The sequence below is a fragment of the Prevotella sp. P4-51 genome (assembly GCF_002251455.1).
Classification (GTDB): domain Bacteria; phylum Bacteroidota; class Bacteroidia; order Bacteroidales; family Bacteroidaceae; genus Prevotella.
The window spans coordinates 1-13,485 of sequence record NZ_NPJM01000028.1; the positions used below are offsets into that span (position 1 = coordinate 1).

The following is a 13,485-nucleotide window of genomic DNA, read 5'->3' on the forward strand; positions in this document are numbered from 1 at the left end:
AAAGCGCTGCAAAGGTAGCCTTTTTCCTCGGATTATGCAAAGAATTTCTAAAAAAACATTTATTTTCAGCGTTTTTATTGCATAGAATTTGTTTTTTGACTATTTTTGTAGCGAAAATAAAAGAAACACCAATTATTATTAGAGAATGATAAACAGAGAATTGATTAGAACTAAGGTAGTTCAGTTAACCTACGCCTACTACCAAAACGGCAACAAGAACATGGAGAATGCTGAAAAGGAGTTGTTGTTTAGCCTCTCCAAGGCTTATGACCTTTACAACTATCTGTTGCTGTTAATCGTCGAGATTTCAAGAGAGGAAAGACGTCGATTTGATATTCTCACAGCTCGTGCGGAGCGTGAAGGCACAGACAAACCATCCAACAAATTTGCTTTTAACAAGTTCGCCATCCAGCTCGAGGAGAACAAGATGCTCAACGCTTTCCTGGAAGACAAGAAGCTCACCTGGGAAAACGACAAGGAGTTTATCCGCGGCAAGTGCAATCAGATAGAGCAGAGTGAAGTATATAAGGAATATATGGACAGCGATGACGATTCTTATGAGGCTGACCGTGAAGTGTGGCGCAAGCTCTATAAGATGCTCATTCAGGACAATGCCGAGCTCGATGCCATTCTGGAAGAGAAGAGTCTCTATTGGAATGACGACAAAGAGATAGTAGATACCTTCGTGCTGAAGACCATCAAGCGCTTCGACCCTGCCAACAAGGGCAACCAGGAACTCCTGCCCGAATACAAGGACGAGGAAGACCGCGAGTTTGCACGCAAGCTGTTCCGCGCTACCATCCTCAATGCCGATACTTATCAGCGCTATATGAGCGAGGCCAGTCACAACTGGGATTTCTCGCGTCTGGCGTACATGGATGTGGTCATCATGCAGATAGCCATAGCCGAGATGATGACTTTCCCCAATATCCCCATCAGCGTTACCATCAACGAATTTGTGGATTTGGCAAAGCTCTACAGTACACCCAAGAGCGGCAGCTACATCAACGGTATGCTCGACGGCATAGCCCGCCATCTGGTCAATACCGGCAAGCTGCTCAAGCCCATCGAGCCTGCCCATCGCAACGGTGGCAAATAATAATAGAAGAATAGTAACAACAATCAAAACATAAAAATAGACTAATATGAGTACACTTATCTTAGCTGCCCAGGGCCAAGGCGCCGGAAGCGGTATGCCAATGATTATTATGCTGATAGCCATGTTTGTAATCATGTGGCTGTTTATGATTCGCCCACAGCAGAAGAAGCAGAAAGAAATACGCAACTTCCAGAACTCGCTGCAGGCCGGCGACCACGTGGTAACCGGTGGTGGCATTTATGGCACAGTAAAGAATATCAATCTGGAGAAGAATACGGTAGAGGTAGAGATTGCCCGCGGCGTGAACATCGTAGTCGATAAGAGCTATGTATTCGCCGATGCCAATTCTCCCATGCGCCAGGCATAAATGACGAACCTGAACCGTAATATGGCACATGTCAAGAACTTCTTGTTCGGTTTCGTCAACAAGGAGTTCTTGATTTTTTTGTTCTTTCTCGCGCTCAGCGGCACATTCTGGCTGCTGATGACGCTCAACGAGAGCTATGAGAAAGAACTCAAGATTCCCGTGTACCTTACCAATATACCCAAGAACGTAATCATCACGTCGCAGAGCACAGACTCTATCACGGTAACGGTAAGGGACAAGGGATTCTCCCTCTTGGCCTATATGACCAACAAGCAGAAACCCATCAACTTCAATTTCGAGGCGTCGGCCAACAAGGTGGCTGGCAAGGGCGTCATCACCTCGGGCGACATGATCAAGGCAGCATTCAACCAGCTGTTTGGCTCGTCGCGCGTCACTGGTGTGAAGCCCGACCGCATCGAGTATTTCTTCAATTATGGCGAGTCCAAACTTGTTCCGGTCAAGCTGGTAGGAAAGATTGAGCCAGAGAAGGCTTACTATCTTGCCGGCAAGAAGGTGATGCCCGAAAAGGTGACCGTGTATGCCCGCAAGGACATGCTCGACAGCATCAAGTATGTCACCACGGCCGATCTGAACATCGTCAATTTCAATGATACCGTCGAGCGGGTGGTGGAGTTGAAGCAGGTCAAGGGAGTCAAGACAGTGCCGGCGACGGTCAAGATAGTGCTCTATCCCGATATTCTCACCGAGCAGACCATAGAGGTGCCCATCACGGCAGTCAATATGCCCGAGGGCAAGGTGCTGCGCACATTCCCCTCCAAGGTCAGGGTGAGATTTTCCATCGGAGCCAGCATGTACCGCAATGTCAAGGCCGACCAGTTCAAGGTGGTGGCCGACTACAACGAGCTGCAGGCCCATCCGCAAGACAAGTGCATGCTCCATCTCAAGGCTTATCCTCACAACGTGTCACGATGCCATCTGGTCAGCCAGAAGGTTGACTATCTCATCGAACAGCAATGAAAATAGCCATCACAGGAGGTATAGGAGCCGGCAAGTCCTATGTGTGCCAGCGGCTTAGAGCCCGTGGCATCGCCGTCTACGACTGCGACAGCGCCGCCAAGAGGCTCATGGCAGAGTCTCAAGCCATCCGCGAAGGACTTATCTCTCTGGTGGGCCCCGATGTCTATAGCCAGGGACAGCTCCGCAAGGATGTGCTGACAGAGTTTCTGCTCCAGAGCGAGGCCAACAAGCAGGCGGTCAATGATGTGGTTCATCCCGCTGTGGCTGAGGACTTCATGGCTTCGGGCTACGACTGGCTTGAGAGCGCCATACTCTTCGACAGCGGATTTGACAGACGCATAGCGTTCGACCATGTGATATGCGTCACCGCTCCAGAGTCCCTGAGAGTGGAGCGCATCATGGCGCGCGACCATGTGAGCCGCGACAGAGCACTCGAGTGGATACGCCGGCAGATGCCCCAGCAGCGTATGGTCGAGTTGAGCCACTATGTTATCGTCAACGACGGTGTGCAGGATATAGACATTCAAATCAGTCAGATTAATAATAATATAAACAGATTATAAAGAAAACAATGGAAACAATTCTTTCGATTTCAGGCAAGCCAGGTCTCTACAAGCTGGTTTCGCGTGGTAAAATGAACTTGATAGTAGAAACCCTTGACGACGCTCACCGTCGTATGCCGGCTTTTGCCACCGACCGCGTGACCAGTCTGGCCGATATAGCCATGTACACCGATGCCGAGGATATCCCTCTGTGGCAGGTGCTCAAGAATGTAGGCGAGAAGGAGCAGAGCAAGCCTTGCTCTATCCATTACAAGAAGGCCACAAGCAAGGAGCTTCGTGCCTATTTTGCCGAGGTGCTGCCCTCTTACGATGAGGAGCGTGTACACGACAGCGATATCCGCAAGCTCATCCAGTGGTATGATATCCTCGTCAACAACGGCATCACCGATTTCGAGGCCGTGCTCGCTCCCACCGAGGGCGACAACGTGGATGACCGCGCCGAGTAAAGATATATATATATAATAAGGTGTATCTCTCGCCTGTAGGCTGAGGGGCGCACCTTATTTAGTTTTAATCAATAGGAGGAAAACAACAATGAGAAAAATCATGATCACCCTCGTGGCTGCTTTTGCATGCACTGTAGCAGCTATGGCACAGGATGTAGAGTTCAAGGTTTCAGGCGTAGTGCCCCAGGGCACCGTCAAGGCAATGGCCGGCGAGTATGGCCGTGGCAAGACGATTTATACCGACAGCGTATGCGCAGGTGGCAAGTTCGCCATCGCCGGCAAGGCGCCCAAGGATGCCATCGTCGCTGTGGCAGTCTTCACCAAGGACGACCGCAACCTGATGTTCTTCATCAACGATGGCACTCCGCTCGCACTCGACTATACCAAGAACGAGTACAAGGGCTCTGCCCTCAACGAGCGTGTCGCCGCATTCTGGGTTTATATGAATGACTGTATGTCCAAGCAGTACAGCATGGATAGAGAACTGAAGGCTGGCAAGGCCACTCCCGAGCGCCAGAAGGAGCTGGAGGCCGAGTTGAAGCGTCTTGACAATGAGAGCAATGAGGTAATCTATAAGTTCTATCGCGACAACCGCGACAATGTGCTGCCTGCCGTCATCGGCTTGGAGTATTTCTACTCGTTCGACTACGACCATCTCAAGGAGTTCTGCGACCCCGCCACCGCTTATTTCAACCATCCCGCTATGATGCAGGCCAAGAGCAAGCTGGCTGGACTCGAGAAGCGACGTAACGGTCTTACCTTCCACGACCTCACCATGCAGGATATGGACGGCAAGACTGTCAAACTGAGCCAGTGGGTTGGTCAGGGCCAGTATGTACTGGTAGACTTCTGGGCATCATGGTGTGGTCCATGCCGCCGCGAGATGCCTACCGTGGTAGAGGCTTACAATCGCTACCATGCCAGCAAGGGCTTCAATGTCGTAGGAGTTTCGTTCGACGACAAGCTCGACCGTTGGAAGGACGGCGTCAAGCAGTTGGGTATGGCTTGGCCTCAGATGTCAGACCTCAAGGGCTGGAAGTGTGCTGCCAACGAGGTCTATGGTGTAAGCTCCATTCCGAGCAATGTGCTCGTTGACCCCCAGGGCAAGATTGTGGCTTCCGACCTGCGTGGCAAGGAACTGCTGAACAAACTCAAGGAAATCTACGGCGAATAACCATTCGTCACTACCGATAGCGTCAAGGGCGTGCCGGCGACAGAGAGTCATCTGTCTGCGGCACGCCCTTTGTCGTGGCAGCAGGGCGGTGTCCTGCAGCTATGGCAAACGCACGAGATAGTGAGACCCTTGCCTCTGGCGCCAGCCCCAAAGTCATCACGTTGGCGCCAGCGACGATAAAAAACAGCGCGCTTGCTTTGTTTTCTCTTTGGTTTGTAGTAACTTTGCATCATTAATTAATTACAGATATGGAAAAGACCAAGACACCTCTTCTCGGCATGACCCTCTTGGAGCTCAAGGAAGTGGCTCGAGCATTGGGGATGCCTGCTTTTGCCGGCGGACAGATGGCCAAGTGGCTCTATCAGCGTCAGGTGAAAAGCATAGACGAGATGACAGATATATCCAAGGCCAACAGACAGAAGCTGGCCGAGGCCTACGAGATAGGAGCCCGTGCGCCCATCGACGAGCAGCGCTCGGTCGACGGCACAGTCAAGTATCTCTTCCCCACAGCCGAAGGCAAGTTTGTGGAGACGGTATATATTCCCGAACACGACCGCGCTACGCTCTGCGTGTCGTCACAGGTGGGATGCAAGATGAACTGCCTGTTCTGCCAGACGGGCAAGCAGGGCTTCGAGGGAAGCCTTACTGCCACCGATATACTCAACCAGATATACTCGCTGCCCGAGCACGACACGCTGACCAACATCGTGTTTATGGGCCAGGGCGAACCGATGGACAATCTCGACAATGTGCTGAGAGCCACCCAGGTGCTCACCGCCGACTACGGTTATGCCTGGAGCCCCAAGCGCATCACGGTGTCTTCGGTGGGAGTGCGCAACAAGCTGAAGCGCTTCATCGAGGAGAGCGACTGCCATGTGGCGATAAGCCTGCATGCGCCTACCCACGAGTTGCGCAGCCAGCTGATGCCTGCCGAGCGGGGTATGGGCATCGAAGAGGTCGTTGAGCTGCTGCGCAACTACGACTTCTCCCATCAGCGCCGCCTCTCGTTCGAGTATATCGTCTTCGACGGAGTCAACGACAGCATCGAGCATGCCCAGCAGATTATCACGCTGCTCAAGGGGCTCGACTGCCGCATCAACCTTATCCGCTTCCACCAGATACCCGAGGTCAACCTGCGGGGAGTCGACGACTCGCGCATGGAGGCGTTCAGAGACTATCTTACCGGTCACGGCGTATTTACCACCATCCGTGCCAGCCGCGGACAGGACATCTATGCCGCCTGCGGACTGCTGAGCACCTCGAAGAAGATAGAAGAGATAAGGCACGAGTAGACACATATTAATATTATATATATGAACGACAACAGACGAATCCGTGTGGCCATCACCCACGGCGATACCAACGGTATCGGATACGAACTTATTTTTAGAACATTTGCAGAGCCAGAGATGCTCGAGCTCTGCACCCCCATCATCTATGGGTCGCCCAAGGCAGCCGCCTTCCACCGCAAGGCCCTCGGCCTGGAGCCCACGGGCTATGCCGTGATAAGCCATGCCAGTGAAGCCAAGGACGGCAGGGTAAACCTGGTGGCAGTGACCAACGATGAAATCAAGGTCGAGCTGGGTACACCGAGCGAAGAGGCGGGCCATGCTGCGCTGATGGCGCTCGACAAGGCGATGGTAGACTATAACGACCACCTCTTCGACGTGCTGGTGACAGCCCCCGTGAGCGCTGAGAGCATGAAGCGCGCCGGGTTGGACTTCCGCGGACAGATGCACTACGTAGCCGAGTGTTTCGCCGAGCATGCCCAGGCGATGAACATACTCGTCAACGACCGTATGCGCATCGGACTCATGACCGACAATGTGGCTGTCAAGGACATAGCCAACGCCATAACCCGCGAGACGCTGACAGAGACTATCAAGAACTTTGCCCAGACGCTGAAGCGCGATTATCGCATCTCCAATCCACGTGTGGCAGTGCTGGCCCTCAATCCCGAGCCCGGTACCGAAGAGAAGGAGACCATCAAGCCTGTCATCGAGGTGCTGGCTGAGCAGAAGGTCAATGCCTTTGGACCCTATACCGCCAACCACTTCTTCAGCAACAGCATGTACGACTACTTCGACGGCATCCTGGCCATGTATCACGACCAGGGTATGGCGCCATTCCTGGCACAGACGCCCGAAGGTGGGGTAGAGATAGCTTCCGGCTTGCCACTGGTGTGTGTGCAGCCCTTGCAGGATGCGTCGTTCGACATCGCAGGCAAGAACGAGGCCGATGAAACCGCTCTGCGCCAGGCTATCTATCTGGCCATCGATACCTATCGCAACCGCGCCATGTACGACGAGCCGCTTGCCAATCCGCTCCCTAAGCTCTATCACGAGAAGCGTGATGAGAGCGAGAAGGTAAGATTTGCCATTCCCAAGAAGCACGAGAACAGCGGCGCTGACAAGTAGAAGATGAAGAGCAGATACAAGAACGCCTTCCTGGTCTTTGGACTGGTGGTGCTGGCCGTGATGGTGTCACAGTTGGACTTTGCCGAAGTGTGGCGCGGACTGCAGCGGGCAGGCTACTGGTTTCCAGTGATTTTGGTATTATGGGCGTTGCTGTATCTGCTTAATACCGCCTCTTGGCTTACCATCATCCGTAGTCAGCAGGGCGACAGCCGCAATGTCAAGTTTGCCTGGCTCTACAAGCTCACCGTGTCTGGATTTGCCCTCAACTACGCTACGCCTGGCGGACTGATGGGTGGCGAGCCCTATCGCATCATGGAACTGGCACCGAGGATAGGCACAGAGCGCGCCTCGTCGTCGGTGATACTCTACGCCATGACCCACATCTTCAGCCATCTCTGCTTCTGGCTGCTGTCGGTGGTGCTCTTTGTAGCCCTTTACCCCGTAGACCTGCCCATGGCCATCATGCTGGCGGCGGTCACTGCGGGATGCGGACTGGGCATCTGGTTCTTTCTCAGCGGTTATCGCCGTGGACTGGCCAACAGGCTGATGGCGCTCCTGCGTCACATACCGCTGCTCAAGTCGAGGGTAGGGCGGTTTGTCGAGACCCACAAGACCCAGCTCGACGCCATCGACATGCAGATAACGGCTCTCCACGGCCAGCGTCCGGCGTCATTCATACTGGCGGTAAGCCTTGAGCTGGCTTGCCGCATACTTTCTGCGCTCGAAATCTACTTCATCCTGCTCGTCCTCACGCCGTCGGTGAGTTATGGAGCCTGCATCCTGATACTGGCATTTACCTCGCTGCTTGCCAATCTGCTCTTTTTCATGCCCTTGCAGCTTGGTGGACGCGAGGGAGGATTCCTGCTCTCGACCACAGGTCTGGGCATGACCGCCAATGCCGCCATCTTTGTGGCGCTGCTGGTGCGTCTGCGCGAACTGGTGTGGACTGGCATCGGACTGATGCTCATCAAGGTGGCAGAGGGCAGGAAAAATAGTTATAAATAGTTAAAGCGCTATGGAAAAGCGCTTTATTCCATAAGAAATCACTAACTTTGTACTCTAAATATTACGATTTAGCGTGAAAATTATAGAAGTGGTTAATGCCCTTGAACGATTCGCGCCTCTGCCTTTGCAGGAAGACTATGACAATGCCGGCTTGCAAATAGGATTGACAGAAGCGGAGATTTCAGGGGCTTTATTGTGTCTTGACGTGACCGAAGAGACCGTGGATGAGGCCATCCGCAAGGGCTGCAACCTCATCGTGTCGCATCATCCGCTCATCTTCCGTCGGCTGCGGCGTATAGCGGGCGAAGATATGGTGCAACGCGTTGTGGCTAAGGCTATTGTCAATCACATTGTCATCGTGTCGATGCACACCAATATGGATGCCGCACAGGGTGGAGTCAACTTCAAGATTGCCGAGAAGATGGGGCTCAGCCACGTAGGTTTCATCGGCAAGACCCGCCAGGCCGAGGCTCATGGCGCATCGGCAGATGCCGACGCCATGGTGGCAGGTGGCGAGGGCGTGATGGGCGAGTGGGATGAGCCTATGGCTGCCGACGATTTCATCCAGATGCTCAAGCAGACATTCGGCGTAGAGTGTGTCATGGCCAACCAGTTGCTGCGCAGGCCCATACGCAAGGTCGCGCTGTGTGGCGGTGCCGGCGCATTCATGCTCGACGAGGCCATAGCCCGCGGTGCCGACGCCTTTGTCACAGGCGAGATGAGCTATCACCAGTATTTCGGCCACGAGCAGGAGATACAGATTGCCGTCATAGGGCACTATCAGAGCGAACAGTTTACGACAGAAATATTCAAAACAATCATAGAGGAGCAGTGTGAGGGTGTGAAATGCGAAATTTCGGCCATCGACACCAATCCCATCATTTATTTTTAATACGATTATGGTAAAAAAATCACCTACTGAATTGACCGTAGAAGAGAAGCTGCAGGCGCTCTATCAGCTGCAGGTTACTCTGTCGGCTATCGACGAGAAGCGCGCATTGCGCGGTGAGTTGCCTCTGGAAGTACAGGACTTGGCCGACGAACTCGAAGGTCTCAAGACCCGTGTGGAGAAAATCGAAGGCGACATCAATGAGTTCCAGAGTGCCGTGACTGCCAAGAAGGGCGAAATAGCCAAGGCACAGGCAGGTATCGAAAGATACAAGGAGCAGCTCAACGACGTGAAGAACAACCGTGAGTATGACACGCTGACCAAGGAAATTGAATTCCAGTCGCTCGAGGTGGAACTCTGTAACAAGAAGATAAAGGATGCCATCATTCGCATCGACGAGAAGAAGAAGGAACTCGAGCAGACCAAGGAAATCATCGCCGACCGCACTGATGCATTGGCTGAAAAGCGTGGCGAGCTCGACGAAATCATGCAGGAAACTCGCGACGACGAGGAGAAACTCAAGGCCAGAGCCCGCGAGCTCGAGGCTAAGATTGAGCCCCGTCTGCTGGCAAGTTTCAAGCGCATCCGCAAGAGTGCCCGTAACGGTCTTGGTATCACCGTAGAGCAGCGTGATGCCTGTGGCGGTTGCAACAACAAGATTCCACCACAGCGCCAGATAGATATCAAGATGCACAAGAAGATTATCGTATGCGAATATTGCGGTCGTATCATGATTGACAGCGAACTCGCAGGCATCAAGAAGGATGTGGAGGAAAAGCCCAAGAAGCGCGCTACCCGTAAGAAGAAGACTGAGGATGCAGAGTAATCTCCTGTCGTCATTCATAACCATAACAATCCCTATCTGCAAGCAGCAGATAGGGATTTTTTGTACGCTCAGCAGCATTGTCTGACGGGAAAAAACCTGGGTAAGCCCAATTCTTTAGCAGACAGCAATAGTGATGGGCATACCTGATGAAATATCAAAGCCGTTTCAGACTGATAGCTGAAACGGCTTTGAAGATATTTGGAGTTTTGATGATTTCCCTAAACTACCATCCACCACCCAGTGCCTTATACATCTTGACCATGGTGATTTGCTTGTCGCGGATGGCATTGCTCAGTCCTATCTGGGCATCGAAGTAACTACGCTGGGCGTCGAGCACATCCAAGTAGCCAATGACACCGTTGATGTACTGCAACTGCGCCAGTTCCATAGTAGCCTTTGAGGAGCGTTCCAGCTCGCGGCGCGACTCGTAGATTTCCTTGATTTTATTGAACTCAACGATGGCGTTGCGGGCATCCTTGAAAGCACTGAGCACAGCCTTTTCGTATCCATAGCAGGCCTGCTCGTAGGCTGCTTTCTGCGCTTTCAGCATGGCGCGGTTCTTGCCCATAGCGAAAAGCGGACCCAGCAGGTTGGCGCCAAGGTAGTGAATGGGCGACTTGAAGAAGTCTGACATTTGTTTGCTCTCCAAACCGTAATTGGCTGTGAGGGTGATGCGTGGAAAGAGGTTGGTAAATGCCATACCCACGGCAGCGTTACTGGCAATCAGGCGTTGCTCGGCTTCACGCACATCGGGGCGCCGTTCCAGCAGAGTGGAGGGGAGACCCACTGGCAGTGACTCGGGCAACTTCACTTCTTCGGGAAGAATGGAGCGGTGTATTACCTGCGGATATTCGCCAGCCAAGAAGGCGATGTCGTTCTCCTTGACAGAAATCTTACGCTCTAACTCGGGCACCAATGTGGCTGTACGGGCGTATTCCACCTCTGCGCTGCAGGGGATGACCTTTGTGCTGCTGGAGATGACCTTTGTGCTGCTGGAGATGACCTTTGCGTTGCTGGAGATGACCTCTGCGCTGCGGGAGATGCTATGCAGTGATGTTGGAGGTCAGTTTGGTGGGTATGGAGATGATACTCTGTGGCGCTGGGATGATAGCTGCCGGCTCGTGTCGGACGGCACGGATGCGCGTCTTGTCCGATGCGGACTCACGTGCCTTTCGATGCGCGTCGGCCATGACCATCACGGCGACGCTGTCTTAGTCCTCCGACTTGGGCAATGTCATTACGCGTTTTTGGGGCTTGGTTGGCGCGGTAATGGAGATAAAAACTGTCAAGAAAAATTACCGCTGTTTTCTTGCCGTTTTGTCATAAATTTTCATAATTGGGAATGTCTTCAAAGAAGACGTACTTCTGGCTGTCTGCATCCAGTTTGCAGCAGTAATGGGAGAGGCCGTTGCTCACCACCAGATAGTCGGCTTTGAGCAACAGGTTGTAGGCAAAGATCTGGTCAAAGGTCTGCTGGGTTATCTTGATGTGCGGGGCTTTGTACTCGACAATCATGCGTGGGCTGAGTTGGGTGGAGTAGAGCACGCTGTCGGCCCGCAGCGTCTTGGAGCCAATCTTCAGCTTGACCTCGTTGGCAAGCAGCGAGGCAGGGTAGCCCTTGGACTCTATTAAATAATGTATAAAGTGCTGCCGTACCCACTCTTCGGGAGTGAGCGCTACATATTTGCGGCGCAGAATGTCAAAGATGGTGGGCTGGGTGGGCGTTCCTCCCATGCGTACATCAAAAGGGGGCAGATTTAATTGCATATTCTCTGATTTTTTAATGGTTTGTAGAGTGGTAAACGGGGAAAAAAAACAATTTGTTTTGTATTGCGCCCGATTTACATTACCTTTGTAGGTGAATGAGAGGGCTCGCGCTTTCATACAAAGGTAGTGTAAACCTGTGGAAATAACAAACAAATCGGTTGATTTATTTTCGGGGCGACGACTGCTGGACAAGAAAGCCGAAAAGCTGGGCTCTACGATAGCACAATCATTAACGACGCTGCCGGGTGCTGCCATGCGCCTTGTGGGGTCAGAAACAACCGATTATGGCAGTAAAAGAAACAGGAATCACTTATGAAGCTGTGATGCGCGACCTGGTGGCGCAGAATTTCGCGCCTGTCTATCTCTTGATGGGGGATGAACCCTATTTTATAGACAAAATCTCGGCGTATATCGAGGAACATGCGCTGCAGCCCGAAGAGAAAGACTTCAATCAGGTGGTGGCGTTCGGCTCGGATATCACCGCTCCGCAGGTGGTCGACTTGGCCCGCGAATTTCCGCTGATGGCTTCGCGTCGCGTGGTCATCATCAAGGAAGCGCAGGGCATGAAGAGTGGCGACGGACTGGAGAAGTATCTTGCAGCCCCGGTGCCTTCGACCGTCCTGGTGCTTTGCTACAAGGGTGGCAAAGCCGACAGGGGAGTGGTCGCCAAGGCCAAAGCCAAGGGTGTGGTCTTTGAGAGCAAAAAGAAACGCGACTACGAGTTGCCGGCATTTGTCGAAGGATATGTCAAAATGCAGAAGGCGGTCATCGACCACAAAGCGGCTGCGATGATAGCCGACCATGTGGGCTCCGATTTGGCACGCCTCACCTCAGAGGTAGACAAGGTACTCATCTCTCTTCCCGAGGACAACCGGCAGATTACTCCGGAAGTGGTGGAGGAACAAATTGGCATCAGCAAAGATTTCAACATCTTCGAATTGAAAAATGCGGTGGTCGCCAAGGATGTTTTCAAGGCCAACCAGATTATGAATTATTTTGACAATAATCCCAAGGCTGGTTCGCTGTATGCAGTCGTGCCTCTGCTCTTCAATTATTTCCAAAATCTGATGATTGCCTTCTATGCTCCCGAGCGAACCAATGAAAATTCGGTGGCGTCGTTCTTGGGATTGAAGTCTCCTTGGGCGGCAAAAGAGTACATCTCTGGCATGCGCAATTACAATGCGATGAAGGTAATGCAGATTATCCACATGATAAAAAGTGTCGATGCAAGGAGCAAAGGTTTGGGCAATGTTTCGGCTACGGCTTCCGATTTGGCCAAAGAACTTCTGTTCTTCATAATGCACTGATTTCCGTTTTTTCATACCATCATTATAGCATCAAAAATGGGGCTTCGGCCCCCTTTTTGATGCCTTTTTTGACCGTTTTTGCCACTATTTCGCCCTGAAAACGCGGTTTTTGGACTTTTCTGGGCCGTTTTTCGCAAGTTTTTGAACCACTATTTTTTAGCCTTAAACGGCTGAAAATTATCTATTTAGGCAAAAATACCCTCAAAAATACTCGCATATTTGCAAACGAGCTGGACAATGGCTCGAAATATGCGATTTATTTGATTTTTTCGGTCATCAGGGTGGTCGCAAAGGCTGTCTTAACTTTTATTATCATATTAGTTTGTAAATCTAAAAACATAAACTAAACAGCAGAAGTTAATGAATATACATTTGAATATTATGATATTTATCGCAATGAATATCACGGGTGATTTAGATATGAATATTAATATGTAAAACATTCACAACTACAAACCTAACGCATATTTATGCACCGCCAAAAATCAGCGCAAAACCTATGAAAAACAGCGATTATTTGCGATATATTAAATCATTTTATGCCAAAAGACGCCATTACTATGCACCGGAACCGCATTAAGCGCTGATTTAGATGCACATGTTAATATGTATCATACTGAGAACCAATCTAAAGACAGTATTTATGA

The 13,485-nt window shown here is 51.7% G+C and carries 14 protein-coding genes and 1 pseudogene; 12 read left to right on the forward strand and 3 right to left on the reverse strand.

All coding sequences use genetic code 11. The annotated features are described in order from the left end of the window. Positions 1–145 precede the first annotated feature (145 nt). The 11 genes from nusB to CIK94_RS02760 all read left to right on the forward strand — a co-directional run bounded on the left by nusB (position 146) and on the right by CIK94_RS02760 (position 9,764). Positions 146–1,099 (forward strand): transcription antitermination factor NusB, encoded by a 954-nt coding sequence (gene nusB, locus CIK94_RS02710; RefSeq protein WP_094385929.1) that lies wholly within the window; start codon positions 146–148, stop codon positions 1,097–1,099. A gap of 46 nt (positions 1,100–1,145) precedes the next feature. Then, positions 1,146–1,466: a preprotein translocase subunit YajC gene (gene yajC / locus CIK94_RS02715; RefSeq protein ID WP_094421174.1), complete on the forward strand. Its 321-nt coding sequence runs from the start codon at positions 1,146–1,148 to the stop codon at positions 1,464–1,466. A gap of 21 nt (positions 1,467–1,487) precedes the next feature. Beyond that, on the forward strand, positions 1,488–2,444 hold the full coding sequence (locus tag CIK94_RS02720) for a YbbR-like domain-containing protein (RefSeq protein ID WP_254046016.1): 957 nt from the start codon (positions 1,488–1,490) through the stop codon (positions 2,442–2,444). Beyond that, on the forward strand, positions 2,441–3,007 hold the full coding sequence (gene coaE / locus CIK94_RS02725) for a dephospho-CoA kinase (protein ID WP_094388540.1): 567 nt from the start codon (positions 2,441–2,443) through the stop codon (positions 3,005–3,007). The genes CIK94_RS02720 and coaE overlap by 4 nt, the downstream gene beginning before the upstream one ends. An 8-nt stretch (positions 3,008–3,015) precedes the next feature. Continuing rightward, on the forward strand, positions 3,016–3,453 hold the full coding sequence (locus tag CIK94_RS02730; protein WP_022310795.1) for a DUF5606 domain-containing protein: 438 nt from the start codon (positions 3,016–3,018) through the stop codon (positions 3,451–3,453). 88 nt (positions 3,454–3,541) lie between these two features. Then, on the forward strand, positions 3,542–4,627 hold the full coding sequence (locus tag CIK94_RS02735) for a TlpA disulfide reductase family protein (protein ID WP_254046125.1): 1,086 nt from the start codon (positions 3,542–3,544) through the stop codon (positions 4,625–4,627). A 248-nt stretch (positions 4,628–4,875) separates the two neighbouring features. Next, a complete protein-coding gene (gene rlmN / locus CIK94_RS02740; RefSeq protein WP_094421176.1) occupies positions 4,876–5,919 on the forward strand; it encodes a 23S rRNA (adenine(2503)-C(2))-methyltransferase RlmN in 1,044 nt (347 codons plus the stop codon). Positions 5,920–5,940: 21 nt separating this feature from the next. After that, entirely contained in the window at positions 5,941–7,044 is a 1,104-nt protein-coding gene (locus CIK94_RS02745) for a PdxA family protein (protein ID WP_094421178.1), read from the forward strand. A 3-nt stretch (positions 7,045–7,047) separates the two neighbouring features. Beyond that, a complete protein-coding gene (locus tag CIK94_RS02750) occupies positions 7,048–8,049 on the forward strand; it encodes a lysylphosphatidylglycerol synthase transmembrane domain-containing protein (RefSeq protein ID WP_094385938.1) in 1,002 nt (333 codons plus the stop codon). Positions 8,050–8,122: 73 nt separating this feature from the next. Then, the gene (locus CIK94_RS02755) at positions 8,123–8,941 is read left to right on the forward strand and encodes a Nif3-like dinuclear metal center hexameric protein (RefSeq protein ID WP_094388538.1); all 819 of its coding nucleotides are present in this window, start codon (positions 8,123–8,125) and stop codon (positions 8,939–8,941) included. 7 nt (positions 8,942–8,948) lie between these two features. Then, positions 8,949–9,764: a zinc ribbon domain-containing protein gene (locus CIK94_RS02760; RefSeq protein ID WP_094421180.1), complete on the forward strand. Its 816-nt coding sequence runs from the start codon at positions 8,949–8,951 to the stop codon at positions 9,762–9,764. 223 nt (positions 9,765–9,987) lie between these two features. Here the strand turns inward: CIK94_RS02760 and CIK94_RS02765 are convergent. From CIK94_RS02765 to CIK94_RS02770, 3 genes and pseudogenes are all read right to left on the reverse strand, one after another. Continuing rightward, positions 9,988–10,710, reverse strand: a pseudogene (locus CIK94_RS02765) (TolC family protein); the annotation flags it as partial. Between the two features lie 97 nt (positions 10,711–10,807). Beyond that, a complete protein-coding gene (locus CIK94_RS14320) occupies positions 10,808–10,954 on the reverse strand; it encodes a hypothetical protein (protein WP_158216502.1) in 147 nt (48 codons plus the stop codon). A 130-nt stretch (positions 10,955–11,084) separates the two neighbouring features. Continuing rightward, on the reverse strand, positions 11,085–11,531 hold the full coding sequence (locus tag CIK94_RS02770; RefSeq protein WP_094421182.1) for a type I restriction enzyme HsdR N-terminal domain-containing protein: 447 nt from the start codon (positions 11,529–11,531) through the stop codon (positions 11,085–11,087). A gap of 284 nt (positions 11,532–11,815) precedes the next feature. Here CIK94_RS02770 and holA point away from each other — a divergent pair, with 284 nt between their 5' ends. Beyond that, positions 11,816–12,838 carry a DNA polymerase III subunit delta gene (gene holA, locus CIK94_RS02775; protein WP_022310780.1) on the forward strand — a complete coding sequence of 341 codons (1,023 nt, stop codon included), beginning with the start codon at positions 11,816–11,818 and terminating at the stop codon, positions 12,836–12,838. Positions 12,839–13,485 lie beyond the last annotated feature (647 nt).

Excerpts from the sequence above, each read along its gene's own strand:
- yajC (WP_094421174.1), top strand. The coding sequence starts at position 1,146 with ATGAGTACACTTATCTTAGCTGCCCAGGGCCAAGGCGCCGGAAGCGGT.
- holA (WP_022310780.1), top strand. The coding sequence starts at position 11,816 with ATGGCAGTAAAAGAAACAGGAATCACTTATGAAGCTGTGATGCGCGAC.
- CIK94_RS02730 (WP_022310795.1), top strand. The coding sequence starts at position 3,016 with ATGGAAACAATTCTTTCGATTTCAGGCAAGCCAGGTCTCTACAAGCTG.
- CIK94_RS02770 (WP_094421182.1), bottom strand. The coding sequence starts at position 11,531 with ATGCAATTAAATCTGCCCCCTTTTGATGTACGCATGGGAGGAACGCCC.
- rlmN (WP_094421176.1), top strand. The coding sequence starts at position 4,876 with ATGGAAAAGACCAAGACACCTCTTCTCGGCATGACCCTCTTGGAGCTC.
- coaE (WP_094388540.1), top strand. The coding sequence starts at position 2,441 with ATGAAAATAGCCATCACAGGAGGTATAGGAGCCGGCAAGTCCTATGTG.
- nusB (WP_094385929.1), top strand. The coding sequence starts at position 146 with ATGATAAACAGAGAATTGATTAGAACTAAGGTAGTTCAGTTAACCTAC.
- CIK94_RS02745 (WP_094421178.1), top strand. The coding sequence starts at position 5,941 with ATGAACGACAACAGACGAATCCGTGTGGCCATCACCCACGGCGATACC.
- CIK94_RS02735 (WP_254046125.1), top strand. The coding sequence starts at position 3,542 with ATGAGAAAAATCATGATCACCCTCGTGGCTGCTTTTGCATGCACTGTA.
- CIK94_RS02750 (WP_094385938.1), top strand. The coding sequence starts at position 7,048 with ATGAAGAGCAGATACAAGAACGCCTTCCTGGTCTTTGGACTGGTGGTG.
- CIK94_RS14320 (WP_158216502.1), bottom strand. The coding sequence starts at position 10,954 with ATGGCCGACGCGCATCGAAAGGCACGTGAGTCCGCATCGGACAAGACG.
- CIK94_RS02720 (WP_254046016.1), top strand. The coding sequence starts at position 1,488 with ATGGCACATGTCAAGAACTTCTTGTTCGGTTTCGTCAACAAGGAGTTC.
- CIK94_RS02760 (WP_094421180.1), top strand. The coding sequence starts at position 8,949 with ATGGTAAAAAAATCACCTACTGAATTGACCGTAGAAGAGAAGCTGCAG.